Source organism: Alteromonas macleodii ATCC 27126, assembly GCF_000172635.2.
Classification (GTDB): Bacteria; Pseudomonadota; Gammaproteobacteria; order Enterobacterales; family Alteromonadaceae; genus Alteromonas; species Alteromonas macleodii.
Genome location: NC_018632.1, coordinates 1,566,504 through 1,591,006, shown reverse-complemented (window position 1 = coordinate 1,591,006; position 24,503 = coordinate 1,566,504). Strand labels below are relative to the sequence as shown.

At 44.5% G+C, this 24,503-nt stretch carries 22 protein-coding genes, 4 tRNA genes and 1 pseudogene; 15 read left to right on the top strand and 12 right to left on the bottom strand.

Annotated elements, in window-relative coordinates; translation table 11 throughout:
• The first annotated feature begins 74 nt into the window (after positions 1 to 74).
• The 5 genes from MASE_RS06810 to MASE_RS06790 all read left to right on the top strand — a co-directional run bounded on the left by MASE_RS06810 (position 75) and on the right by MASE_RS06790 (position 2,188).
• Positions 75 to 151 (top strand) — tRNA-Met (locus MASE_RS06810).
• 36 nt (positions 152 to 187) lie between these two features.
• Positions 188 to 263: transfer RNA gene (locus MASE_RS06805), tRNA-Gln, on the top strand.
• Positions 264 to 297: 34 nt separating this feature from the next.
• Positions 298 to 382, top strand: a tRNA-Leu gene (locus MASE_RS06800).
• 4 nt (positions 383 to 386) lie between these two features.
• A tRNA-Gln gene (locus tag MASE_RS06795) sits at positions 387 to 462 on the top strand.
• 319 nt (positions 463 to 781) lie between these two features.
• Positions 782 to 2,188 (top strand): alanine/glycine:cation symporter family protein, encoded by a 1,407-nt coding sequence (locus tag MASE_RS06790; protein WP_014949007.1) that lies wholly within the window; start codon positions 782 to 784, stop codon positions 2,186 to 2,188.
• 175 nt (positions 2,189 to 2,363) lie between these two features.
• Here MASE_RS06790 and MASE_RS06785 read toward each other — a convergent pair whose 3' ends face one another.
• Together MASE_RS06785 and MASE_RS06780 are read right to left on the bottom strand one after the other, a co-directional pair.
• Positions 2,364 to 3,020, bottom strand: coding sequence for a cupin domain-containing protein (locus MASE_RS06785; protein ID WP_014949006.1), 657 nt, complete (start codon positions 3,018 to 3,020; stop codon positions 2,364 to 2,366).
• A gap of 50 nt (positions 3,021 to 3,070) precedes the next feature.
• Complete coding sequence (locus MASE_RS06780; RefSeq protein ID WP_014949005.1) at positions 3,071 to 3,691, bottom strand: flavin reductase family protein; 621 nt, start codon at positions 3,689 to 3,691, stop codon at positions 3,071 to 3,073.
• 92 nt (positions 3,692 to 3,783) lie between these two features.
• On the opposite strand from MASE_RS06780, the gene MASE_RS06775 reads away from it, so the two are divergent.
• The gene (locus MASE_RS06775) at positions 3,784 to 4,341 is read left to right on the top strand and encodes an acyl-CoA thioesterase (protein WP_014949004.1); all 558 of its coding nucleotides are present in this window, start codon (positions 3,784 to 3,786) and stop codon (positions 4,339 to 4,341) included.
• A 68-nt stretch (positions 4,342 to 4,409) separates the two neighbouring features.
• Here the strand turns inward: MASE_RS06775 and MASE_RS06770 are convergent, their stop codons facing one another.
• Positions 4,410 to 6,974, bottom strand: coding sequence for a TonB-dependent receptor plug domain-containing protein (locus MASE_RS06770; protein WP_014949003.1), 2,565 nt, complete (start codon positions 6,972 to 6,974; stop codon positions 4,410 to 4,412).
• A 592-nt stretch (positions 6,975 to 7,566) separates the two neighbouring features.
• On the bottom strand, positions 7,567 to 7,737 hold the full coding sequence (locus tag MASE_RS20055) for a hypothetical protein (protein ID WP_014949001.1): 171 nt from the start codon (positions 7,735 to 7,737) through the stop codon (positions 7,567 to 7,569).
• 247 nt (positions 7,738 to 7,984) lie between these two features.
• Between MASE_RS20055 and MASE_RS06755 the strand changes: the two genes are divergently transcribed.
• Entirely contained in the window at positions 7,985 to 8,167 is a 183-nt protein-coding gene (locus MASE_RS06755) for a hypothetical protein (protein ID WP_014949000.1), read from the top strand.
• 161 nt (positions 8,168 to 8,328) lie between these two features.
• On the opposite strand, the gene MASE_RS06750 is transcribed toward MASE_RS06755, so the two are convergent.
• Entirely contained in the window at positions 8,329 to 8,880 is a 552-nt protein-coding gene (locus MASE_RS06750; protein ID WP_014948999.1) for a carboxymuconolactone decarboxylase family protein, read from the bottom strand.
• Between the two features lie 149 nt (positions 8,881 to 9,029).
• On the opposite strand from MASE_RS06750, the gene MASE_RS06745 reads away from it, so the two are divergent.
• Entirely contained in the window at positions 9,030 to 9,620 is a 591-nt protein-coding gene (locus MASE_RS06745) for a TetR/AcrR family transcriptional regulator (RefSeq protein WP_014948998.1), read from the top strand.
• A 77-nt stretch (positions 9,621 to 9,697) separates the two neighbouring features.
• Here MASE_RS06745 and MASE_RS06740 read toward each other — a convergent pair whose 3' ends face one another.
• The 3 genes from MASE_RS06740 to MASE_RS06735 all read right to left on the bottom strand — a co-directional run bounded on the left by MASE_RS06740 (position 9,698) and on the right by MASE_RS06735 (position 11,637).
• Positions 9,698 to 10,180, bottom strand: a complete 483-nt coding sequence (locus MASE_RS06740; protein ID WP_014948997.1) for a hypothetical protein — start codon at positions 10,178 to 10,180, stop codon at positions 9,698 to 9,700.
• An 81-nt stretch (positions 10,181 to 10,261) separates the two neighbouring features.
• Positions 10,262 to 10,438: a hypothetical protein gene (locus tag MASE_RS20050; RefSeq protein WP_014948996.1), complete on the bottom strand. Its 177-nt coding sequence runs from the start codon at positions 10,436 to 10,438 to the stop codon at positions 10,262 to 10,264.
• Positions 10,438 to 11,637: an FAD-dependent monooxygenase gene (locus MASE_RS06735; RefSeq protein WP_014948995.1), complete on the bottom strand. Its 1,200-nt coding sequence runs from the start codon at positions 11,635 to 11,637 to the stop codon at positions 10,438 to 10,440. The genes MASE_RS20050 and MASE_RS06735 overlap by 1 nt, the downstream gene beginning before the upstream one ends.
• Before the next feature lie 305 nt (positions 11,638 to 11,942).
• On the opposite strand from MASE_RS06735, the gene miaB reads away from it, so the two are divergent.
• The 6 genes from miaB (at position 11,943) to MASE_RS06705 (ending at position 18,961) form a co-directional block, all read left to right on the top strand.
• Positions 11,943 to 13,376, top strand: coding sequence for a tRNA (N6-isopentenyl adenosine(37)-C2)-methylthiotransferase MiaB (gene miaB, locus MASE_RS06730; RefSeq protein WP_014948994.1), 1,434 nt, complete (start codon positions 11,943 to 11,945; stop codon positions 13,374 to 13,376).
• A 28-nt stretch (positions 13,377 to 13,404) separates the two neighbouring features.
• Positions 13,405 to 14,487, top strand: a complete 1,083-nt coding sequence (locus tag MASE_RS06725; protein WP_039216249.1) for a PhoH family protein — start codon at positions 13,405 to 13,407, stop codon at positions 14,485 to 14,487.
• The gene (ybeY, locus tag MASE_RS06720) at positions 14,484 to 14,960 is read left to right on the top strand and encodes an rRNA maturation RNase YbeY (protein ID WP_014948992.1); all 477 of its coding nucleotides are present in this window, start codon (positions 14,484 to 14,486) and stop codon (positions 14,958 to 14,960) included. Before MASE_RS06725 ends, ybeY begins: the two co-directional genes overlap by 4 nt.
• A 116-nt stretch (positions 14,961 to 15,076) precedes the next feature.
• A complete protein-coding gene (corC, locus tag MASE_RS06715) occupies positions 15,077 to 15,934 on the top strand; it encodes a CNNM family magnesium/cobalt transport protein CorC (RefSeq protein ID WP_014948991.1) in 858 nt (285 codons plus the stop codon).
• 106 nt (positions 15,935 to 16,040) lie between these two features.
• Positions 16,041 to 17,546, top strand: a complete 1,506-nt coding sequence (gene lnt / locus MASE_RS06710) for an apolipoprotein N-acyltransferase (RefSeq protein ID WP_014948990.1) — start codon at positions 16,041 to 16,043, stop codon at positions 17,544 to 17,546.
• Between the two features lie 116 nt (positions 17,547 to 17,662).
• Entirely contained in the window at positions 17,663 to 18,961 is a 1,299-nt protein-coding gene (locus MASE_RS06705) for a Xaa-Pro dipeptidase (RefSeq protein WP_014948989.1), read from the top strand.
• Positions 18,962 to 19,172: 211 nt separating this feature from the next.
• Here MASE_RS06705 and pta read toward each other — a convergent pair whose 3' ends face one another.
• A complete protein-coding gene (gene pta, locus MASE_RS06700; protein ID WP_014948988.1) occupies positions 19,173 to 21,314 on the bottom strand; it encodes a phosphate acetyltransferase in 2,142 nt (713 codons plus the stop codon).
• A 44-nt stretch (positions 21,315 to 21,358) separates the two neighbouring features.
• The gene (locus tag MASE_RS06695) at positions 21,359 to 22,540 is read right to left on the bottom strand and encodes an acetate kinase (RefSeq protein ID WP_014948987.1); all 1,182 of its coding nucleotides are present in this window, start codon (positions 22,538 to 22,540) and stop codon (positions 21,359 to 21,361) included.
• A gap of 389 nt (positions 22,541 to 22,929) precedes the next feature.
• Here MASE_RS06695 and MASE_RS06690 point away from each other — a divergent pair.
• A pseudogene (locus MASE_RS06690) lies at positions 22,930 to 23,378 on the top strand (Hsp20 family protein).
• Between the two features lie 100 nt (positions 23,379 to 23,478).
• Here the strand turns inward: MASE_RS06690 and MASE_RS06685 are convergent.
• Positions 23,479 to 23,871, bottom strand: coding sequence for a DUF3224 domain-containing protein (locus tag MASE_RS06685; RefSeq protein ID WP_014948986.1), 393 nt, complete (start codon positions 23,869 to 23,871; stop codon positions 23,479 to 23,481).
• A gap of 91 nt (positions 23,872 to 23,962) precedes the next feature.
• Entirely contained in the window at positions 23,963 to 24,502 is a 540-nt protein-coding gene (locus tag MASE_RS06680; protein ID WP_014948985.1) for an NUDIX domain-containing protein, read from the bottom strand.
• Position 24,503: the final 1 nt, after the last annotated feature.

The window sequence follows — 24,503 nt, the reverse complement described above, 5'->3', positions numbered from 1 at the left end:
TAAAAAAGGGGTTGACGGTTGCCAGTCATATACGCATAATACGCGCCACTTCCTGAGAGGGAAGAGAATAGCAAGGCTACGTAGCTCAGTTGGTTAGAGCACATCACTCATAATGATGGGGTCGCAAGTTCGAATCTCGCCGTAGCCACCAACTCTCACTTATCCCTTTTAGGAAAGTCTCCACGACTGGGGTATAGCCAAGTTGGTAAGGCAGCGGGTTTTGATCCCGCCATTCATAGGTTCGAGTCCTGTTACCCCAGCCATTCTTTTTGAATGACTATTATAGCTAGCGTCTACGCGGAAGTGGTGGAATTGGTAGACACGCTGGATTTAGGTTCCAGTGCTTCACGGCGTGAGAGTTCAAGTCTCTCCTTCCGCACCAATATTGGGGTATAGCCAAGTTGGTAAGGCAGCGGGTTTTGATCCCGCCATTCATAGGTTCGAGTCCTGTTACCCCAGCCATATTCTTGAAAAAGCCGCTCTTTTGAGCGGTTTTTTGTTTGTACTCTTGTTTTGTTCAGCAAATGTGTTCTTCTCCCCCATGAATGAATAAATTTGCTATATGCGAGCATAAAACGTCATAGTTTCAGTACGTTTTCATTGTCCAATCATTTAATTGTCGTGCTAGTATTGGTTTTTTATCGATATAGCTCGGCTCATTCCAAGGTTTAGCAAATATAAGTTTGCTTAAGCCGAAGCGTTTGTTCTGACAACGCACCTGTCATGTTCAGTTCATTTCTACACGCCGAGCAATAATTAAAACAATAACGAAGGAAAGTGCGTGATAAACGAATTCGTTTCATTAGTTAACAATATTCTTTGGGGAGACGGTCAGGTACTTATCATTATGCTGCTTGCATGTGGTATCTGGTTTACCGTTAAACTTGGCGGTGTGCAGCTTAGGCACTTCGGCCATATGTTCAGCCTACTAAAGGGCAGTAACACTTCTACTAAGGATGGGATCAGTTCATTCCAAGCTTTGTGTACCAGCTTATCGGCTCGTGTAGGCACGGGTAACTTAGCTGGCGTCGCGGTTGCTATATCTCTAGGTGGTGCTGGCGCTATTTTTTGGATGTGGATGATTGCCCTTCTCGGTATGGCCACTGGCTTTGCCGAAAGTGTATTAGGTCAGCTATACAAGGTCCGTGACGAAAACGGCGAGTTCCGTGGCGGTCCCGCTTATTATATCAAGCAGGGTTTGAACAAAACCTGGCTTGCAGTCGCATTTTCTCTATGTTTGTTCTTTGGCTACGGCTTTGTCTTTAGCGCCGTTCAAGCCAATACTATTACCGATGCATTAAACAATGCGTACTCTTTCCCCACAGAATATGTGGGCCTAGCCATTATTGCTCTGGCAGCCTTAATTGTAGTAGGAGGCCTTAAAAGCATTGCGCGCTTTGCCGAGTTTGTGGTGCCATTTATGGGAATAGGCTATGTGCTTGTAGCGCTCGCTATTACCTTTATTAATATTTCCGAACTGCCAGCCATGCTGCTCGATATCGTTAAATCAGCATTTGGCTTGCAGGAAGCTGGCGCTGGTGCACTCGGTGCGGCCATTAAAAATGGTATTCAGCGCGGACTGTATTCGAACGAAGCGGGCAGCGGCTCTGTACCGCACGCTGCGGCGAGTGCAGTGCCAAACCCTAATCACCCGGTATCACAGGGCTACATTCAAATGCTAGGCGTTTTCTTAGATACACTCGTGCTATGTACGTCTACTGCCTTCATTATTTTACTTGCTGGCGGTTCAAGCTCTGATCAAATGGAAGGCATACGCCTAACCCAAGACGCGATGAGCAGTCACCTAGGCGAAGGCGGTACTGACTTTGTGGCTGCCGCCATCAGCTTATTTGCATTCACATCTGTAGTAGCAAACTACGCTTATGGCGAAAGTAACCTTCACATGTTCAAGTTGGATAACAAAATAGGCCGTGCAGTTTACACTATTGGTTATTTAGGCATGATTTATTGGGGCGCACAGGCAGCACTACCTCAGGTATGGGCCATGGCCGATATGGCGTTGGGCCTAATGACGGTGATAAACATCATTGCTATTGTATGGATGACCCCTACCATTGTGTCTATCAGCAAAGACTACTTTAAGAAAAAAGACAGTGGCGCAAACATGGAATACAAAGCGGGCGACTGTGAAATACAGGGTAAGTCAGAAGATGGTATTTGGGATTAAGTCCGGATTTTACTAGGTTAGTGTTTTAAAGTTAGGTGTTACCGGGCTAACTTTAACCTAGTGAGACTAAACAAAAGAAAGGCTAACCTCAGGTTAGCCTTTTTCGTTTGTAGCAATTGACCGCAAGTAAAACAAACACTGGTTTTGATTTACCTGCAACAAATGAAATGGCGACCTACAACGCTACTGGCAAATGCCCTGTCTTCACCCAAATTACTGTTTCCTCATCCACGTAGGGATGATGCTGACTCATATGTGGGCTTCTTATCCACGTGCTTTTTGGGTATTCACCATGCTCATCTTTGAATGTACCCGACAGTACGAAAATCTCTTCACCACCAAAGTGCTTATGAGGCTTGAATACCTCACCCACGGGCCACTTAACTAGCGCTACATGTTCATGCTCAAAGTTGTGGAGCGGCATCACTTGTAAACCGCCCTGCCCTTGCAGCCATTGTGCTTTATTTGTATTTACCCGTACTTCACTCAAGTCGCGCTTATCAAACTGGTTCAGCTTCACTAAAATAACACAGCCTTCTTTACTAAAAGGGCTATGTTTACTGCCTGGCGGGTTACGCAAGTAAGTGCCCGCAGGGTAATCACCGTGTTCATCGGAAAACACACCTTCAAGCACCAATATTTCTTCACCATAAGGATGACTATGCTGCTTAAAACTCGCGCCAACTTCGTACTTCACGACGCTTGTTGTATGACCAGACTCTTTTGCTTCACGCTCTAAAGGCTTCCGCCATACCGTAGAAGACGGTGACGCCTGCCACTCTTGCATTTGCGTATTAATCGCTAGGCGTTCATCAAAGTTCATATTTAGCATTTAGGTCACCGTTTAATATTGACGCGTTGTCACTGTTTTATTAAAGACCGTTACTCTGGTCTTAGCATTTCGAAAAAGTTATCTCGGGAAATAGTGTAATAATCGCCTCGTCCGCCACCACGGGTAACTGGCGCACTTTTCAGCGTGCTGTAAACGCCGTTCTCTATGAGTGACTTATCAATGTGTACACCCACTACTTCACCCATGATAAACCAGCTATTCACCTCCTCACCTGAGGCGGTCTTAAGCTGTACCACATCAGTTAGCTTACATTCCATGCTCACCTTACTCGCTTTTACGCGGGGAACGTTTACCACTTCACTTTCTACAGTTTGAAGCCCTGCATGGTCAAATTCACTTTCTTCAGGTGCCAGAGGTTTACTTGTCGTGTTCATTGCATCAATCAAATCTTCTGATACAAGATTCCAGCAAAACTCACCCGTTTCCTGTACGTTTACCAGTGAATCTTTCTTACTGCCTACTACTGAAAAGCCGATAATTGGCGGCGTATAGTTCAGCGCATTGAAAAAACTATAAGGAGCAAGGTTTAGCACTCCCATTTTTGATTTTGTAGAGATCCATCCGATTGGGCGCGGTGCGATGATCGCGTTAAACGGATCGTGAGCCAAGCCATGACCTTCTTTTGGTTGATAAAAATGCGTTTGTGACAAAACCAATCCTTAAAATTTGTGGTAGGGTAAATCTAATACTGATATGAACGCTTATTCGGCGCTTTTCAAGGGCTTAAGATCAAAGGTTGTTTATGACTGCACGTAATGTCGCTTTTTCAAGAACAAGACTGACTGAATTAATGGTGCCATCTTTTGCTAATTTTGGCGGTAAGGTGCATGGGGGTGTCATTTTATCGTTAATGGATAAAGTCGCCTATGCCTGCGCAAGTAAACACGCAGGGGCCTATTGTGTAACCGTTACTGTTGATGGCGTCGAGTTTTTACAGCCTGTTGAAGTGGGTGACTTACTTCACCTCGACGCTACCGTTCATTATGTCGGAAACACATCCTTGGTAGTAGGGATAAAAGTTACTACGGAAAATATCAAAACCAACGAGGTCAAACATACCAACAACAGCTTTTTTACCATGGTTGCCAAAGATGACAGCGGCACACCTGTTTCAGTCCCTGAGCTAGAGTTATCTACTCACCATGAAATGCGCAATTTCGTAACGGCTATACGCCGCAGTAAAATTCGCAAAGAAGCACAAGTTAAGCTGCAACGTGATTACGACGCTTTTATTCCCAAAGAAGACTTTGCGCTTTTAAACGAACATCGCTGTGCGGTTACCTTTGAGAAAAATGAATAAGTAACAGGTACAAAAAAGCCAGTTGATTATTAATCAACTGGCTTTCAACACTCAAGAACCGATGCTAATTAAAAGCTATACGAGACTTTTCCGTAAACAAAACGGCCTGTAAAACCGTAAGGCGAAAAGCCTGAATACGGGAATAAGCGCGAGAACGTGGTTACATCATCCACAAGTTCACGGGTTGTTTCTGGGTACACATCAAACAAATTGTTAGCACCAACAGAAACGGTAAGTCCTTCCGTTAACGCAATGCGAACGTCTAGGTCTGTGATCCACTCTGATGGAATGATTTCATTGCGTGCTTCAACTGACGATGGGTCTTCCACTTCACCATAACGAGTAGTGCGTAAGGTTGTTGTGTAGCGGTCATAATTCCACGTAACACCTAAGTTAAGTTTGCTGTCAGGCGAAGCCGTTTCGAAGCGACGTAGTTCAACATCATCGAACAAGTTAGCCTGGTCGAAGCCTGCATTTTGCAACACATCAGGTGCATCGATAACATTTGTTACCTCGTTATCGTTAAAGTTAGCACCTGCGTTAAAGTTAAACGCACCATAATCTGACGTATTAAGCGTATAGGTAGAAACGATATCAACACCTTCCGTACGCGAATCTATCGCATTTAAGAAGAATCGAGCCTGATTAGCTCCCGTACCCGCAAGTAGTGCTTCTATACCCTCACCTGATAGGTTGTTAGACAGCACGATACGATCGTCGATATCAATGCGATAAAAGTCTACTGTCAGGTTGAAATCAGCAGTTGGCGAGTAGGTAAAACCTGCACTGTAGTTATTCGATTCTTCTGCATCAAGACCTGGGCTGCCCAGCGCTTGCGCAACATCACTTGACGGCGCAAATGTGCCTGTCTCTGTTGGCTCGCCATCAACAAATACCGTCGCGATTGAAGTGAAGAATTGCTGTTGTAGCGATGGTGCTCTAAAGCCGGTTGATACTGACGCTCGAAGTGCAAATGCATCACTCAGGGTTACACGGTGAGACATTTTCCAATTAAACGTGCTGCCGAAGTCAGAATAATCTTCATAGCGCCCTGCCACCGCTACGTTCCAGTTTTCTACAACGTCAGCTTCTACATCCACATAAAAGCTATAGTTATGACGGCTGTTTTCACCTGCAGATTCTGGTGTAAAGCCAGGGAATACTTGCGAACCAGCAGCACCAAACGGGCCGTCTACCGGGTCAGTCACCACGCCGCCAGGTCCAAACGAACCTTGTATGTAAGACCCTTCTTCACCTGCGGTTATTTCATAGCTCTCATGACGATATTCTGCGCCCATAGCGAAGTTCATTTCGCTGTAGAAATACCCGGTATCTACCAAACGCGACGCGTCAGCATTCACAATTGTGGTGTTGTATTCTAGCGTACCCGCGTCAAACTCAGTTTGACTCGTTGGACCTAAAGACGTGTTTAGGGTGTTGATAACACCATACTCAAGCTCATTACCACCATGTGTTACGGACAAGTCGTAATTCCACACATCGCCATAGCCCTTAATACCAGCAAGCAGCGACATATCGGTTATGTCAGTTTGAATAGAAGGTAGGAATCCGTCTGGATAAATTTCAACTACGTTTCGTGAATCTTGAGCACGACGGTAAAAGCCTCCGCCTACCGAATCACGAGTGCTGTAGCCTGCGGTAGTATAAAACTCAACGCTATCAGTAAGGGCTTTGCCCGCGTTTATGAACAAGGCGTAGTCTTCTACCTCACCATTTCCGTAAACGTGATTGTAGCGGTTGACCGTAAGCTCACGAGGGTCTAAGTTGCCGTCCGCGTCTCGCGCATAGTTTTCTCGCTGGTCGTAGTCAGAACGGTTCGCCTGTCCACGGTCGCGGTATTCACCTGATACGTTAACAAAGCCGTCATCTCCCCATTCGAAACCTACGTTGCCGCGAAGGGTAAAGGTTTGTCCATCGGTTACGTCTCTGTCGCTTCCTTCAGCGAATGCTAAATTACCGTCAGCACCAACACTCACACCTTCAAGGTTAGGCACACCGTCCATTGTTGTAACGTTGGCACCATACGTTGCCGACACTTCACCGCCTTCGGCAGCATCTTTCAAAACAATATTAATAACACCGGCAATGGCGTCTGAGCCGTACTGAGCCGCAGCACCGTCACGCAACACCTCAATACGCTTAATCGCATTAGCCGGGATAGCGTTTAAATCTACCGCTGAAGAGCCACGCCCCACCGAACCATTTAAATTAAGAAGCGCAGAGGTGTGACGACGCTTACCATTAACTAATACCAGCGTGTGGTCTGGTGCTAAACCACGCAGCTGCGCTGGTCGTACGTGGTCGGTGCCATCAGTAATAGATGGCTGAGGGAAGTTAAAGCTGGGCAGTAACTGGTTTAAGATCATGTTGGTTTCAGTGAGCCCCGTTGCTTCTATAGATGAAGCATCGATAATGTCGATAGGTACAGGGGAGTCATTGATGGTGCGACCAACGCGACGTGAACCTACAATTTGGATTTGCTCAACATCTTGCTCATCAACAGAAGCTTGCTCCTGTGCAAGCACTGACGAAGAAGAAAAAGCCATTCCTGCAATTGCAGAAGCAATGAGGGAAAGCTTGAAAGCAGAAGCGTTAAATTTTGCCTGTTGCATTGTGTTGTTCCTGAATTCTTTTAAATTTTACTTTTCGAAGTGTGTAGTTTTGTATTTCGTGAATTAAAAACGCGTTGAAATACAATATCTTCTTTCTGTTGTTGGGGTACTGCTAAACGCCAGATTGTCTGATCAGACTTATTATTATTAGAGATGAAAAGCACGCGGTGCTTGAAGGCTGAGTAAATCACAAAAAGATTCGCTCGCACAATACTAAAGTTGTAATAAATCCTTAATATCGACGACAGGCGGAATTTTGAAGATGAAGCGACGGAATCATCTATTGCACTGGTGGTAAGAGGCGGTAGGAAGGTGCCCCCTTCACAAAAGGTAATTTGGACTAGAGTACATGAAACAAAAAAAGCGCTCCGTTCAGAGCGCTTTTCATACTAAATTTGCACTAATGAGTGCCAAATAGGCGCTTATGCTTTTTTAAGCTTCTTCTTAAGCTTTTTAAGCTTTCCTTCTTGCTTAGAAATTTTCGCCTTAGTTGCTTTAATCGCTTTTTTTAACTCTTTTTTCTTAGCCATAATGTAAATCCTTATCTTTATTTGTAGTGTTCGCTTCACTCACATAACGTTTAGCAAAGCCGCTATTGATCGCCGTGTTTGGCAATAAATTCTCGAATAAAGTGTCTAACTTCACGAGCAGCAGAAGTGTCTAGGTCTTCACATAACGCGATAAACTGAGCACGCTCTTCGTCGTTGATTCGAATAATCATCTGACTATTCTTTTTCTTCTTTTTATTGTTTTTTTCAGACACCTTAAATCCTTGCAAATACCAATACGTGCAGTATGTCGTTCAATGAGAATCTGCAAGTACTACCACATTATTCGAACACAAAATGTATAGCCTATGTATATACATTTCAAGGTATTTTGAACTTTTCACCCTTATTTTTCATAAAAGCATAATGCTAGCGTCACATTAGTGACTTCAGGCTAAGCCAAAGTAATCCCAATAAAAATGGAAACAACGAACTTACGTAAAATTAAAAGTGAAGTAGACCATGACACAAGCACAATCTATAACTCACCTATCGTGTTTCATCGAAGCAGTGGCTATCGCGAAACAAAATAAATGCAGTAATTGCGACGATTTGAAAACACTGTTGCAGGAAAAGGGATACGAAGAGTTAGTTGCAATGGAAACCGTAGAAGAATTAAGCCCGCAGCTGCCCTTAGCGTCTTAATAGTCGTATTTTGAATAGGAATAGAAAAATGCTGTTTGCGCTTTTTATCTACACACTGTGTAGCCTACTGCTATTCAGCTTTTGCGAGATTGCTCGCAAGCGTTTGAACCAGAAACAAAAAACGGAAGCCTTGCTTCCGTTTTAAAAGAGCTATCAAATGATTATTTAGGCGACCAATCAAATTTTTTGAAAGGTTCGTCTACAGGCGTATCGGCCAAATGATTGGTATAATTACTCATCACTTTTTGCGCCAATATAAGTATGATTTCTAACAATTGCTGATGCTTGTATCCAGCACTGTAAAATGCGTCAAGCTGCGCATTATCAACATTACCTCGCCCGCGAGTTACAGCTAGCACAGTTTCTTTAAGCGTATTCAATTTGCTGTCAGACAGTGTTTCATCGTTTCGCAACTCTTCAATTAGGTCATCGCGCACTTTCATACTCTTAGCAATACCCGTATGCGCTGGAACGCAGTAATGACACGCGTGCTCTACATTCACAGCCTGCCAAACCACCGTTAACTCTTCTGCATTGAACGATGTTTCTTGCGCTAGTTTATGCAGCACTTGATAGCCTTCAAGCAAAGTCGGCGCTTCTGCCATTACTGCATGTAGATTTGGAATCATTCCAAATGCTGCTTGCGAATTATCAAGTAAAGGCTTCGCTGCTTCTGGCGCACTCTCTTTCGTGTGTAAAGTAAAATCGCTCATGTCACTCTCCTATTGATGTGATCAAAAACTGCAAGCAACGCTTTGCGCTACTCACAACTCGTATGCCAATAATAATAGGTTTACTTGAACGCTCGTTCAAGCGATAATTGAACATATGTTCAAAATATTCACGTATAAGGTATGCAGCGATGAAATATGACCACGATGAGATTATAGAAAAAGCCACTACGCTTTTTTGGCAACGAGGCTTTCAGGCGGCTGGCATGCGTGATATTCAGCAGGCATTGGATATGCGCCCCGGTAGTATTTATGCGCGTTTTCAAAGCAAAGAAGGTTTATTCAAACTTGTTGTTAAGCATTATGCAGACAACAGTGCAAAACGTTTAAAGCAAGTCACAGAAGCTCAATCACCTTTAGATGCTCTTTACCATTTTTTTGAAACAGCATTAACTGGCCCCGACGAGCAACGCTACATGCGCCAGTGCTTGCTGGTTAAGTCTATTGCAGAATTAGAACTCATTGGCGATATTGCCAAAAAAGCTGTACTTGAGAGCATGCAAACCCTCAAGGCTGGTTTTAGAAATATTATTGAAGCCTGTATCGAAAAAGGTGAGCTGCCTGAACATACGCCAACGTCAACAGCCGCAGAGTGGCTTCAAAATCAGTTCGTTGGCTTACGAGCGTTTGCCTTACTGCAAGACGATAATCAAACAACTATTAAGATGATAGACAAAGTCATTATTGATTTGAAAGGACAATGGCCACAACAAACACATTAATGTAGATGAAGGCTTACAAAAACTGACGCAGTGCATTTCATGAAAATTGCCGTGAAACCAGTTGGATGAGCCCTGGTTTACTTAACTAAGCGGCTCGGAATGAACCGATTAAACCAAGTGGAAAAACCATTTTTGTCCGTTTTCAGATTAACGTAGGCTCGCTTTACCTCAACCCACTGTTCCTGGTCAACAGTCACTTTACCATCAGCAAACGGTACATATAGCTGATCGCCTTCAAAGTGGGTTCTAAATTCTAAGTAAAAGTCGCCGTGTAACTCCTCAAGTAAGGCATCGGACTCCCCCAATCCGTTGGGGAGGAAGTAATGAAACCGAGTGAGAATAAGGCTTCCTTCAGCACTTAACTGGTAACTGCCTGCATAGCCATCCCAGCAGGCAGACATCACCTCAACCTTTTCAGGGTCAGGTTTACTCTTCAACTGATAAAAGTGTTTTTCGCCTACGTCTGCTGGATGCCCTTGCCAAATATAATAAAGGCTATAGCCTTTTAGATTAACCCACGGACATTGATTGGAGAACCCTTGCGAAAATTGTACGGTCATTCCTTTGAACCTTTGAAAAAGTGAATTGATTTGAGTTCGGCAAGTGGCTAGATTTTGTGACTTTTTAAACCTAAGCAGCAGCTAAGAGAACAGTAACCGCAACAACTGGGCGATAAGTAAAATCCCCATTAAGGGCCAAATCCACTTTGCCCATTTCGCAGCATCCTCATTACTGATTCGCATTTTAGAGCGTTCTATTAGCGGTATAATCAATGCTAGCGCACCAAATAACACCGCCAGTAAAATTAACACTTCCATTATCGTAACCCTATCGCATATTTGAGCACTTCTTGTTTAGCAGGCTCTATGCGCTGCGCCACAGAAAGAAGCTGGTTTCTTATCCATTTTATGGGGGCAACGTCATTGCTAAACAAGGTATAAAACCCATCCATTGCCGTCATCATCACCAAATTATCTCGCTTTCGTGGCTTTTCATAATTGCTGATAAGCCTTTGAGAAAATACTTTATCGGTTAGCGACAATGCGTTGTCGCTACCGAATGGCTTGAATTCAGCACACACAGAAAGAAAGGTTTCTACATCTTTAAAACCTAAATTAACACCCTGTCCGGCAAGCGGATTAATAGTGTGTGCTGCATCACCAACTAACGCACAACAGCCTTTCACATAGTGATTGGCATGAGCACGCGTGAGTGGAAAAATCGCTTTATCAATAACTGAAAAGCTATTGCCATTTCTGGTTAATTCGTCTGGAAACGTTTTAAGAATTTCACTTTCAAGTTGGTTCGCTTTTAAACTTTTAATCCGTTTGAGTTCGTCAGGCGAGTCATACCAAACCAGCGAAGCGAAGTTATCAAACATAGGTAAAAAGGCTTTAGGGCCGCTCGATGTAAACTGCTGCCAGGTTACAGGTTCAACGGCGTTCTCCATCTTTATAGTGATCCCCATCGCCTGCTGCGCATATTGCCAACCTGTAGTGCCAATGCCCGCCGCCTTTCTCACCTGAGAGTTTGCGCCATCTGCACCAACAAGCCAGCTCGCTTCAATGGTTCTGCCATTCGAAAGGCTGACCTTAGCCGTATTCGTTAATTGAATATCTTGCACCGTTTGTCCGGTAATGAGCTCAACATTGTCAAACTGCTTTAATGCGTGGTGGCATCCTAGCTGCAACAATCGGTTTTCCACAAAAAAGCCTAGTTGGGGCATGTCAATACTATGTGCGGTAAAATCTGTTCGATGGGCTGGGTCGTCCCACACGCTTAGGCCTGTGTAAGGTTTAACACGCATGGCGGCTATGTGTTCCCAAGCGCCAAGGGCTTTTAACAGCGTTACCGATGCTTCGCTGATGGCTGAAACCCTTAAGTCAGGCCCCTTCTCAGCGTTAAAAGGTGCTGGTAGATACGGCTCTATCACTGCTACCTTAAACTGCTGCTGAGCAAGTCCCAACGCAAGTGCAGCACCTACCATACCGCCGCCATTTATACAAAAATCGACCATTTACTCTCCTTAAAACACGCACTTGCATTATGTCTTAAAACACAAAGCGCTGTGAAGTAAAACGTAGAACTGGCTTGCCCTAGATCAATTCTTAACGAATCGTCTCAAGATACTGGGAATATGCTTGCATAACAGGTAAAATATGCGGCTATTTTGAACATCTTCCTGTAACTGACATTATCAGTGTTTTTTACGTGGTGATTTAAGCGCCTCACGTAAAACAACATTCTAGCAGCCACCTTTTCTAAACAACGGTGAAACTGCTCTCACTTACAGGAACACTAACAGGTTATCGAATAGTTGTTATGACTAAAAAGCTGTATATCAAAACCTGGGGCTGCCAAATGAACGAGTACGACTCGGAGAAAATGGCAGACTTACTAGACTCAACGCATGGCTACAGTGCTGCAGAAAGTGCTGAAGAAGCCGATGTTATTTTGCTTAACACATGCTCAATTCGTGAAAAAGCACAGGAAAAGGTGTTCCACCAGCTGGGACGTTGGAAAACACTTAAGCAAGATAAACCTGAACTTATTATCGGTGTGGGCGGCTGTGTAGCCTCTCAAGAGGGCGATACTATTCGTCAACGCGCGCCTTTCGTAGACTTAGTATTTGGTCCACAAACACTGCACCGCTTGCCTGAAATGATCAATCAGCTTCAGGGCGGCGCAAAGTCAGTCATTGACGTTAGCTTCCCAGAAATTGAAAAATTTGACCGTTTGCCTGAGCCACGTGCTGAAGGTCCAACGGCGTTCGTTTCAATCATGGAAGGCTGTTCAAAATACTGCACATTTTGTGTTGTGCCTTACACCCGCGGTGAAGAAGTAAGCCGTCCTGTTGACGACGTGTTGCTTGAAATCGCTCAGCTTGCAGGTCAAGGCGTGCGTGAAGTAAATCTTCTAGGTCAAAACGTTAACGCGTATCGCGGTGAAAATTACGACGGTACAATTTGTCGTTTCTCTGAGCTGCTTGAATTGGTAGCGGCCATAGACGGTATCGACAGAATTCGTTACACCACCTCACACCCGGTTGAATTTACTGATGACATTATAGAAGCATACGCGTCTATTCCGGAGTTAGTAGACCACCTACACTTGCCTGTTCAAAGCGGCTCTGACCGTATATTGAACTTGATGAAGCGTGGCCATACAGCAATCGAATACAAGTCTAAAATGCGTAAGCTGAAGAAAATTCGCCCGAACATTAGTTTGTCGAGTGACTTCATTATTGGTTTCCCAGGTGAAACAGATGCCGACTTTGAAGCCACCATGGATTTGATTCAGGCAGTCGATTACGACCTTAGCTTCAGCTTTATTTACAGTGCTCGCCCGGGTACGCCTGCTGCCGACGCAGTAGATGACGTAAGTGAAGAAACTAAGAAGCAACGTCTTCACCTACTACAGCAGCGTATTACGCAACAGGCCCTTCGTATTGCTCGTCACATGGTTGGCACAGAGCAGCGAATCTTGGTTGAAGGTCCGTCGAAGAAAAACCCAATGGAGCTTTCGGGACGTACTGAAAATAACCGTGTAGTGAACTTCGAAGGCACACCAGACATGATTGGCGAATTCGTTGATGTAAACATCACTGACGTATTCACTAACTCATTACGTGGTGAAGTTGTGCGCAGAGAGAGCGAAATGGGCTTGCGTGTTGCCGTTTCGCCCCAATCTATCATGGCAAAGCATCAGGCAGATTTGCCCGATGAGCTTGGCGTGGGTCAATTTAACCCAGCCTAAATACATTTATAGCGAGGAAAAAAGTAGCTTGAGTACATTGGTTAGTAACGAATTTGAATTAGAACCGGCAGATAGCAAACGTTTGTCGAGTTTATGTGGCCCCTTTGATGACAACATTAAACAAATTGAGCGCAGGTTAGGCGTAGAGATTACCTACCGCAATAACGCATTCAAGGTGTTGGGTGAACCGCAGCAAATAAAAAGTGCTAGCGAATTACTTAAGCTTCTTTACATAGAAACACAGCCTATCAAAGGCCGTATTCCCGAGCTAGAAGCGGAACAAGTTCATCTTGCCATTCAAGAAGCCCGTGTTATTGAAAAAGACGCAACAGGCGGCTACGGCAAAGAAGTGAATATTAAGACCAAGCGCGGTGTGATTAAGCCGCGTAACCCTAACCAAGCGCAATATGTGGCGAACATTGTAAACCACGATATTACTTTTGGTATTGGACCTGCTGGTACGGGTAAAACCTACCTAGCCGTCGCTGCTGCTGTGGACGCGCTTGAGCGACAAGAAATTCGCCGCATCTTGCTTACCCGCCCGGCGGTAGAAGCGGGTGAAAAGCTCGGTTTCTTACCCGGCGACCTTTCACAAAAAGTTGACCCGTACCTTCGTCCGCTTTACGACGCCCTATTTGAAATGTTGGGCTTCGAGAAAGTAGAAAAGCTTATGGAGCGCAACGTGATTGAGGTTGCACCGCTGGCCTATATGCGTGGTCGAACACTGAACGATGCCTTTATTATTTTGGATGAAAGTCAAAACACCACGGTAGAGCAAATGAAAATGTTCTTAACCCGTATTGGCTTCAATTCAAAAGCGGTGATCACCGGTGACATCACGCAGGTAGACTTACCTCGCGGTGCAAAATCAGGTCTTCGTCATGCTATTGAAGTGTTAAGTGAAGTGGATGACATTTCATTTAACTTCTTTAACGCTGAAGACGTGGTTCGTCACCCTGTGGTTGCGCGTATCGTTAGAGCCTATGAAGTGCACGATGCTGAACAAGAGCGTCTTCGCAAAGCACGTAAAGAAGAAGCGTTGCGACTTCAACGTGAACAGGCTTCCCAAGACGATAATGCCACGCAAACGAAAGACGACAACGCATCGTGAGCGCCATTATTGATGTACAGCAAGCGTTTGAAGGTGACGAGGCCATTTTGTCGGCCATTCCCTCACCTTCGGAACTTGAGCTTTGGGCTAACGCCGTGCTCAAGTACGAAGGGTTAGCTGAGCAAGAAGTGACCATTCGCTTTACTGACGAAGCCGAAAGTCAAAGCCTTAACCATGAATACCGAGGAAAAGATAAACCCACAAATGTTTTATCTTTTCCGTTTGAAGCGCCTCCAGGTATAGAAATAAACCTTTTAGGCGACCTGGTTATTTGTGCCCCCGTTATTAGTCGAGAAGCCGAAGAACAGCATAAAGACGTAAGCAACCACTACGCGCACATGACTGTTCACGGGCTATTGCATTTAATGGGTTACGACCATATTGATGATGCGGAAGCTGAAGAAATGGAAAGCAAGGAAATTGATATTCTTGCGCACCTTGGCATTGCTAATCCTTACGAATCTATTGATTAACAATTCAATATAAACCATTGTTAGTTAAGTACTTTAACACTTAATAACAATAAAACATTGACGACCAGCGAGAACCATTTTAACGTTGGCGTTGAACTAACAATTAAACGGACATTATGAGCGACGATAATCCTCACTCTACCAACGGCTCATCAGGCAAGAGTTGGTTAGATAAACTAAAAAATTCAATTTCTGGCGAGCCGAGAAGTAAAGAAGAGTTAGTATCGGTTATTACTGATGCTGAACAGAACGAAATCATAGACCCACAAACCCGCGAAATGATTGAAGGGGTTATTGGGGTAAATGAAATGCGAGTAAGGGATATCATGATCCCTCGCGCTCAAATGACCACCATCGATGTAGAGCAAAAGGTAGAAGAGTTTTTACCTGTAATGCTTGAATCTGCTCACTCCCGTTTCCCTGTTATCAGCGAAGATAAAGACCACATCGAAGGTATCCTGTTAGCAAAAGATCTTTTGGCTTTTGCTTTTAACGCGGAAAAAGAATTTAACCTTCGCGATATTCTGCGCCCAGCGGTTATTGTTCCAGAAAGTAAACGCGTGGACGTTCTGCTTAAAGAGTTCCGTCAGCAACGCTACCACATGGCCATTGTTGTAGATGAATATGGCGGTGTGTCTGGTCTAGTCACGATTGAAGATATCCTTGAAATTATCGTGGGTGAAATTGAAGACGAATACGATACGGAAGAAGATGGTACCGATGATATTCGCCCGTTAAATAAATCAACATACTCTGTTAAAGCCTTAACGCCGGTTGACGATTTTAACGAGTTTTTTGAAACCAAGTTTAGCGAAGAAGAAGCCGACACTATTGGCGGTATTGTGCTGAAAGCGTTTGGTCATATGCCTGAAACCAATGACGAAATCACCATTGGCGACATTCAATTTAAAGTGACTAACTCTGATAAGCGCCGACTTATCCAACTTAAGGTTTCAGTGCCTTCGCTCGAATAGTGAAGTAACGCAAACTACGCCTGTTTCAGCATAGGGCAGCATGATTTTATGCGTGCTCACCCTATGTTGACGTAACAACTCTATTAACCACGATCAGATGACTCCTATGCTGAAACGGTTTACTCCCCACCTTCTTCTTTTACTAAGTGGTGCAAGCTTAACCCTTGCTTTTGCTCCCTTTAACATGTGGCTTTTAACTATTCCTGCGCTTGCACTTGCTATACGTCAGGTGATAAAGCTCAAACATCGCCCATTTTTAGCCGGATGGCTTTTCGGTGCGGGATGGTTTGGAGCGGGTATAAGCTGGGTTCATGTGAGCATTGCCGACTTTGGCGGGCTTCCTATTGCGGCATCTATTGGCATTATGGCGTTACTATGTGGCTACTTATCGCTTTATCCTGCGCTTGCCACCAAGTTAACCGCCAAGTTCTTCTCTCCTCAATTGTGGCCAATGACGTTACCTCTTTTCTGGGTTGCGGCTGAGTGGTTACGAAGCTGGATGCTAACCGGCTTTCCATGGTTATCTTTAGGGTATAGTCAACTAGAGAGCCCTCTTTCAGGCTTTGCGCCAATCATCGGAGAAACGGGAATAAGCGCGCTTATCGTTATCAGCGCTACGCTATTTGCGTTGATACACAATAAGCGAACTTTCGCCAACGCAGTGCTAGTGGCACTGTGCTTATTTACCAGTGGCTACCTTCTTAAACAACATACTTGGGTTGCCCCCCAAAAAAACTACTCAGTAGGCATGGCTCAAGGCAACATCGCGCAAAGTCTGCGATGGGTGCCAGAGCAAGATGGTCCAACCATGGACACCTATTGGAAATTAACTGAAAGCTTATGGGATAACGACCTCATCATTTGGCCTGAAGCCGCGGTTCCTAAGTTAGAACCATTAGCCCAACCTTATCTTGCTAAAGTTAACGAAAGAGCCTTTCAAGAGAACACGGCACTTATTACGGGTATTGTTAATTACAACTGGGAAACTGATGAAGCGTGGAACAACCTAATTGTGCTAGGTAAACGTACGCCAGATGCCGCTTATCCCGACTATCAATATTTCCACAACAACCGATTTTCGAAACATCATCTATTGCCCGTAGGCGAATTCGTACCTTTTGAAGACTGGCTTCGCCCGCTCGCTCCCCTATTCGATTTACCTATGTCATCATTCTCTCGAGGTGACTATCAACAGGCAAACCTTGAAGCTAACGGCATTCACCTAGCCCCCGCTATCTGTTTTGAAATTGCGTTTCCTCATCAAGTGATGGCAAATGTATATGAAAATACCGACATGATCATAACCGTGAGTAATGATGCGTGGTTTGGTCACTCACATGGGCCTGCTCAGCATTTGCAGATAGCGCAAATGCGCGCCCTTGAGTTAGGCCGCCCTGTCGTTAGAGCGACAAATAATGGCATTACGGCTTTTATAGACCACAGAGGCGAAATAACTGCTCGGCTACCTCAATTCATGGCAGGTAATATTTCGGCGCCAGTTGTCGCAACCAGAGGGTTTACACCGTATTACCATCTTCAAGAGCTAGGTGTTTGGTTTATAGTTATTTTGCTATTTGTTAGTGCGTTGCTTCTTAGACGAAGACAGAGATGATCTGTACAAGTTAAAGGTACCGACACAATAGTCATTCAATAATAATACTAACTCGATGTAGGACATGCTGAGCTTGTTTTTGCAAAGTTCAATGTGTGCTAATTAAGGAAATACTTGTGAACTGGGTTTCTCTTTTTTCAAAAAAACTACTCACCTTTTCAATCACTGCCATTGTTTGCTCTACTGCTGTTTTGGCAGAGACAACGGTTATTACTGCAGATCGCATGATAGACGTTGCTAACGGGAAAGTCGTCAAACAGGCGGCTGTTATTGTAAACGACAATATAATTACTGCATCTGGTCGTCTTAAAGACCTGACAGTTCCAAACGAAGCAACACGTATTGATTTAGGCAATGCCACGCTAATGCCTGGGTTAATGGATATGCACGTACACTTAACCAGTGATGCAACTCGACACGGGTACAAGCGTTTAGAAGTATCACTGCCCCGCGCGGCTATTACTGGCGTTAAACACGCTAAAGCAACGTTAGATGCAGGTTTTACCACTGTGCGTAATGTGGGTGCACCTGGTTTTGCTGATGTTGCGTTAAGAGATGCCATCAACGCGGGCGACGTAGTGGGACCGCGCATGTTTGTAGCTGGGCCAAGCCTAGGCGTAACTGGCGGCCATTGTGACAGCAATCTTTTGCCCTATGAGTATGACAATTATAGCGAAGGTGTAGCCGATGGCCCGTGGGAAGTACGCAAAAAAGTACGTCGAAATATTAAGTACGGCGCTACCGTGATCAAATTCTGCGCTACAGGTGGCGTTTTGTCTAAAGGCACAAAGGTAGGTGCACAGCAATACACATTCGAAGAAATGAAAGCCCTCATTGATGAGGCCCATTTGCGTGGTTTGACAGTAGCGACTCATGCTCATGGCACTAATGGCATTAAAGCAGCCATTAAAGCGGGTGTAGATTCAGTAGAACACGTAAGTTTGCTTGATGACGAAGCGATAGATTTAGCGAAAAAGAACGGTACTTACTTCTCTATGGATATTTACGTAACTGAATATATTCTGGGTGAAGGAGAGAAAGCCGGTATTCTAGAAGAAAGCCTGAATAAAGAGCGTATTGTTGGTAAAACTCAGCGCGAAAACTTTGAGAAGGCAGTTAAAGCTGGTGTAAATATGGTATTTGGTTCCGATGCCGGGGTTTACCCTCACGGTGATAATCCTAAGCAGTTTGCCCGGATGGTGAAGTTCGGTATGACCCCCATTCAGGCTATTCAAGCTGCTACTATAAACCCTGCCCGCTTACTGAAACAAGAAGCTACCCTTGGAAGTTTGGAAAAAGGTAAGCTGGCAGATATCGTCGCAGTGCCCGGCAACCCACTAGATGATATGAGCCTTATGGAAAAAGTGGGCTTTGTTATGAAAGATGGACAAATTGTGAAGCAGTACGCGATGTGATGAATGGCCGCTAAAGGAAAATCTTTAGCTTGTAGTTCATAGATTGCAGCTTGCTGCACGGAGCAGAGGATAGTCGCTACGCAAGGTTAATAGCTTAGCAAAACATAACACTGCATCAGACTAAGAAATAAAAAACGGCGCTAACTTCATTTGAAGTAGCGCCGTTTTTGTTAGCAGCAACTACCTTACAACAGATAGGTAGTGTACCCTGTTAAACGTTACCTGCCGCCTGAATAGCAGTAAGTGCTATGGTAAATACAATATCGTCAACCAATGCACCGCGACTTAAATCGTTAACGGGCTTTCGCATGCCTTGCAGCATTGGGCCAATACACACTAGATCGAAGCTACGCTGTACCGCTTTGTAAGTGGTATTTCCGGTATTGAGGTCAGGAAAAACAAACACGTTTGCCTTACCAGCAACAGGGCTATTTGGTGCCTTGCTCTTGCCCACACTTTCGATAGCCGCTGCATCGTATTGAAGTGGACCATCAATAAGTAAATCAGGGCGAAGGCTTTGCGCAATTTTGGTCGCTTCTCTCACCTTTTCTACATCGCTTCCTGCTCCTGACGAACCAGTGCTGTAGCTAATCATCGCAACCCGCGGTTCAATGCCAAACATTTGTGCAGATTCCGCAGATTGAATAGCAATATCAGCGAGCTGTTGAGCGTTGGGATCTGGGTTAATTGCACAGTCGCCGTAAACCAAAACTTGGTCAGGCAACAGCATAAAGAATACTGACGACACCAAAGACGCGTTTTCAGCGGTCTTTATTAACTGGAGCGCTGGGCGAATAGTGTTCGCAGTTGTATTTACTGCACCTGACACTAATCCATCCACGTCATCTTGCTGAAGCATCATCGTGCCCAGAGTCACATTATCTTCTAACAACTCTTGGGCAACCACTTCCGTCACACCTTTATGGCCGCGTAGCGCCACTAAACTCTCAACATAGTCTTTTTTAATGGCCGACGGCGAGAGAATCTCAACGCCTTCGCTCAGTACAACACCTTGCTGTTCTGCTACCCGCCTAATCTCAGTTTCATCGCCTAGCAATACAGGACGAGCAAGACCCCGCTTGGCACAAATAGAGGCCGCCACCACGGTTCTTGGCTCGTTTCCTTCAGGAAGCACAATGCGTTTATTTACCTGCCTTGCACGGTTTGTTAGGTAAAAACGAAACGCTGATGGAGAGAGTTTTTTCTGGCGCGACACTTTTTGGGTAAGTGAATTTACCCAACTTGCGTCTAAACTTTCCGCAGTGTGAACCATCACCTTTTCAATGCGTTTACTGTCATCTACAGGTACTTCCTGATTAAAAGCGTGAAGTGCTTGTGCTGTTTGCCACGTATTGGAATTTACCAGCATAACCGGTAAGCCCGTTTCCATGGCCTGGCTACACAACGCCATAATGTTTTCATCTGGCTGATAGCCGCCGGTAAGCAAGAGCGCGCCTAGCTTTGTGCCGTTTAATGCAGCTAAACAGCACGACACAAAAACATCGCCGCGATCACCCGACATTACAAGTAGCGCCCCCGGCTTTAAGGTGTGCGTCATGTTGTGAATTTCTCGCGCGCAAAACGTGACACTACTTAAACGCCGCTCAGCCAACTCGCCTTCGTTTAACAAGCTAGCGTTAAGATGCTTCGCTACGTCGGTGGCGCGAGGAGATACTAAATCAGCGCTCCAGTCAATTGTGCCAAGTAGACTCAAGCCCTTTTTGAAAATAGGCAAATCACGTAACGCTTGGGTTCGCTCTTCGTCGTGCTCAGGGGCTTCTATTGCGCCAATATCAGCGCGTAAGCGACCATGTTCATCAAAAGACGCGTTAACCTTATTGAAGATACAGCCCACTACTTTTTGACTTTTGTGACCGCCATAGGTGTCTACAACGATTTCGAGGCGATGATTGATATCTGTGGTCGACTCATTTCCAGGCACAGCCACGAAAACGATGTCGGCATCAAGTGCCCGACTAATCTCTAAATTCAGGCGCTCTGCATAAGGATGATGGCGAGTTGTCACCAGTCCTTCAATAACAGTAACAGCTTCTTGAACACTGCTTTCTTCAAACCGCTCGATGATCTCCTCTAAGAGCTCATCGGTGCTGTCGTTACTGATCATTCGCTCTACGTATTCAAGCTCGAAAGGCGTGATGGGCGACACACTGGCATGGTGCGCAATAATTGCTGTAGAGCGCTCTTCGCCGTTATCGCCTTTACGTGGCTGTGCAACGGGCTTAAAGAAATTGAGCTTTATGCCTTGTTCCTCGATAGCACGAACAAGGCCCATGCTGACCGTAGTTAGGCCAACACTTGTGCCTACGGGGATCAACATAATTCTGCGAGACATAGTTACTCCTGCTTTTGCTAACGCGTTGGCGTTGCTTATATAATTTACGCGAAGGTTGCAGCTTCTGCGGCTATCACCCATTCTTCATTTGTAGGCACAACATAAACTGCCGTTGATGCGGTATCAGCGGTAATCTTTCCACCTTGACCAAATCGCGCGTCGGTATTTCTTTGCTCATCTAAGCTAATTCCAAAGTGGGCGAAATACCCCATAGTTGTCTCACGAATAAGCGATGAGTTCTCCCCTATTCCGCCTGTAAATACAATAGCGTCTAACGTGGGCACGGCTACCATATAACCCGCGATGTATTTAGCTAAGCGATAGCAAAAAATTTCAATGGCCAATAATGCACCTTCGTGACCTTCAAGCGCCGCATCTTCAAGGGTTCGACAGTCGTTACTCAGCTCTGAGATACCAAGTAATCCAGACTGTTTGTTAAGTAAATCACTTATCTCATCTGCGGTTTTGCCAAGCTTCTTCTGCAACGTTCCCGGTAGACTCGGATCTAAGTCGCCACAGCGAGTGCCCATAACTAAGCCTTCAAGAGGAATAAAGCCAAGGCTTGTGTCTACTGCCACACCTTTTTCTATAGCCGACACACTGCAGCCATTGCCTAGGTGGGCACTGATAATGCTGGTATCTGAAACCGGCTTCTCAAGAATTTTTGCCATGCTATCAAGTATGAACTTGTGACTGGTTCCATGGAATCCGTAGCGTCTTATGCCGTGCTCGCGATAAAGCGACATGGGTAAAGCATAAATGAAGGCTTTTTGGGGTAAGGTTTGAAAGAAAGAAGTATCAAATACGACTACGTGAGGCAGGTCAGGGTAAGCCTCTTGCGCCGTGACGATCCCCTTTAGGTTCGCCATATTATGAAGCGGAGCCATGCTTGCATAATCTTCAATTGCTTTTAGTACGCTATCATCGACAAGTGCAGCCTGCTTAAACTTTTCACCACCATGAACAACACGATGCCCTATTGCGATAGGCTTAACGCCCGTACTAGCGATAACTTCTGAAATTGCGCTTAACGCTTCGGTATGGCCAGCTTTTTCAGGTAGTGCGCGTTTTTCTTTTTTGCCGTTTAACTTGTAAGACAAACTAGCATCACTATTACCTAGTGCTTCAGCAATACCAGACAGTCCAGCCTCTCCAGTGTCAGCGTCAATTATCGCGAACTTTACGGACGAACTGCCGCAATTTAAAACTATAACTTCTTTCTTCATTTTTTAAATTTACAAATAAAAGTGGTAAGACATTTTGCTTAACCAAATTGTAGCATTTATAAACAACCGGATTGGTTAAACAATTGCTAAATGTTTTATAAAAAACATCGCATACACTTATTGTATGTGAGGTTTTTTCTCAATATTTATTGAAAAGCACGCGATTCATTTCATGCCGTAAAAAAAGAAACAAATAAAACCAATAAATACATACACTTAAAATTAAATCCAAGTTTTTTGGAAAAAATATGCATTTTCTTTCTTGAAAAGTATTTGGGCCATTCCTATATATGTTTTGTCGGCGCTGAAAGGTCAGGTCGACAAAACCGCCGCCGCAGAGTCGGGGCATTTAAACTTTTAACATATTGCTTAATTTTGAGGATATGACTATGCGTACTATCGATCTATCTCCACTTTACCGTTCATTCATTGGTTCTGATCACCTAGCGTCATTAATTGATGCAGCATCTCGTGCTGAGAAGCAAAGTACCTACCCGCCGTATAACATAGAGTTACTTGGCGATGACAAGTATCGTGTAACCATGGCTATTGCCGGCTTTAGTAAAGACGACGTTCTATTCAGGTTGAAGAAAACACGTTGACGATTACGGGCACGAAGAAAACGGAAGCGGACGATAAAGAAAGCAAAGAGCGTAAGTTCTTACACAAGGGCATTTCAGAGCGTAACTTTGAGCGTAAATTCCAACTTGGCGACCATGTAAAAGTGCTAGCTGCAGATATGGAAAACGGTCTGTTACACATCGATATGGAGCGAGTCATTCCCGAAGCCAAGAAGCCTCGTCAAATAGAGATTGGTTCTCGTTTAATTGAAAATTAATAGCTAGTTTCTTGGTTTGTTTCCCAACTTTTAGCGGCGCCTTTCGGCGCCGTTTTTTTTGGGGCTTAAAAAATCGCTTTTAGTTGGCGCTTACCATTACTCAAGCGTTGTCGATTTCAATGGCGTAATCAGCTTTACCCGATTCACCAGACTTAAAGTTACCTCGAAGGTTTTTCCCCGTCAGTTCACCTGTAGCAGACCCTTCAATTGATATAAATTCGCTGCTTGCAACTCCATTCTCAAACTTACCGGCATGCTGAAAAGTAACCGTGCCGCGCATACCGTTTACTACGCCAACGAAGGTTTCAAACCCGGTAAATTTGGCAGACATCTGAGATTGATAAGACATCAAAAACTCGACATTAGATTCGCCACTCATTTCACCAGAATACACCTGCTTAATACTAGCGTGAGATACCTTAATTCCCTCTGATCTTTCACTAAGTGTGTCTTCGTCCCATTGAGTAATGGAAAAACTTCCTTTGAACGCCATAAATATCTCTTTATAAATGGTTTTTAGTTATAAACTGTAAACCCTAGCTTCTCAGAAAGAAAAAAACAGTCAGCAAATTGTAACAGGGTGTTTAGATAATCCCCTTAAGCATGGCTAACCCCACTGCGTTACAGGTGCTTGCGTCCTTGATTTCACCACGTTTTATTTTCTCCTTTAACTCATTTAAGGAGAGTGAAACAACGCGCAAGTCTTCTTCCTCAATATCGAGTTTTTGTGCGCCTTGAGTGAGGCCTTTAGCTACATAAATGTGATAACCCTGATTACAAAAGCCGTATGCTAAATATTGAAAACCCACATATTCCATTGAATCTGCAGTTAAGCCAGTCTCTTCTTTAAGTTCACCTTTCGCCAATTCAACAGGGTCGACATCAGGGTTACTTTCCCATGCACCTTGAGGCAACTCAAGCTGGCGCTCTTTTATGGTATAGCGATATTGCTCAACCATGTAAACCGTATCGCCTTCTATCGGCAAAATAATAGCGAAGTCAGGCTTTTCCACCACGCCGTAAATGCCTTCGTTTCCACTGCTGCGTTGTATTTTGTCTTCTCTTACGCGAAGCCATTTATTTTCGTACACAACTTTTGTATCTAGTGTTTTAATATCAGCCATG

Excerpts from the sequence above, each read along its gene's own strand:
- MASE_RS06775 (WP_014949004.1), top strand. The coding sequence starts at position 3,784 with ATGACTGCACGTAATGTCGCTTTTTCAAGAACAAGACTGACTGAATTA.
- MASE_RS06695 (WP_014948987.1), bottom strand. The coding sequence starts at position 22,540 with ATGAAGAAAGAAGTTATAGTTTTAAATTGCGGCAGTTCGTCCGTAAAG.
- MASE_RS06770 (WP_014949003.1), bottom strand. The coding sequence starts at position 6,974 with ATGCAACAGGCAAAATTTAACGCTTCTGCTTTCAAGCTTTCCCTCATT.
- MASE_RS06745 (WP_014948998.1), top strand. The coding sequence starts at position 9,030 with ATGAAATATGACCACGATGAGATTATAGAAAAAGCCACTACGCTTTTT.
- MASE_RS06740 (WP_014948997.1), bottom strand. The coding sequence starts at position 10,180 with ATGACCGTACAATTTTCGCAAGGGTTCTCCAATCAATGTCCGTGGGTT.
- lnt (WP_014948990.1), top strand. The coding sequence starts at position 16,041 with ATGCTGAAACGGTTTACTCCCCACCTTCTTCTTTTACTAAGTGGTGCA.
- MASE_RS20050 (WP_014948996.1), bottom strand. The coding sequence starts at position 10,438 with ATGGAAGTGTTAATTTTACTGGCGGTGTTATTTGGTGCGCTAGCATTG.
- MASE_RS06680 (WP_014948985.1), bottom strand. The coding sequence starts at position 24,502 with ATGGCTGATATTAAAACACTAGATACAAAAGTTGTGTACGAAAATAAA.
- MASE_RS06785 (WP_014949006.1), bottom strand. The coding sequence starts at position 3,020 with ATGCTAAATATGAACTTTGATGAACGCCTAGCGATTAATACGCAAATG.
- pta (WP_014948988.1), bottom strand. The coding sequence starts at position 21,314 with ATGTCTCGCAGAATTATGTTGATCCCCGTAGGCACAAGTGTTGGCCTA.
- miaB (WP_014948994.1), top strand. The coding sequence starts at position 11,943 with ATGACTAAAAAGCTGTATATCAAAACCTGGGGCTGCCAAATGAACGAG.
- corC (WP_014948991.1), top strand. The coding sequence starts at position 15,077 with ATGAGCGACGATAATCCTCACTCTACCAACGGCTCATCAGGCAAGAGT.
- MASE_RS06685 (WP_014948986.1), bottom strand. The coding sequence starts at position 23,871 with ATGGCGTTCAAAGGAAGTTTTTCCATTACTCAATGGGACGAAGACACA.
- MASE_RS06750 (WP_014948999.1), bottom strand. The coding sequence starts at position 8,880 with ATGAGCGATTTTACTTTACACACGAAAGAGAGTGCGCCAGAAGCAGCG.
- MASE_RS06755 (WP_014949000.1), top strand. The coding sequence starts at position 7,985 with ATGACACAAGCACAATCTATAACTCACCTATCGTGTTTCATCGAAGCA.
- MASE_RS06735 (WP_014948995.1), bottom strand. The coding sequence starts at position 11,637 with ATGGTCGATTTTTGTATAAATGGCGGCGGTATGGTAGGTGCTGCACTT.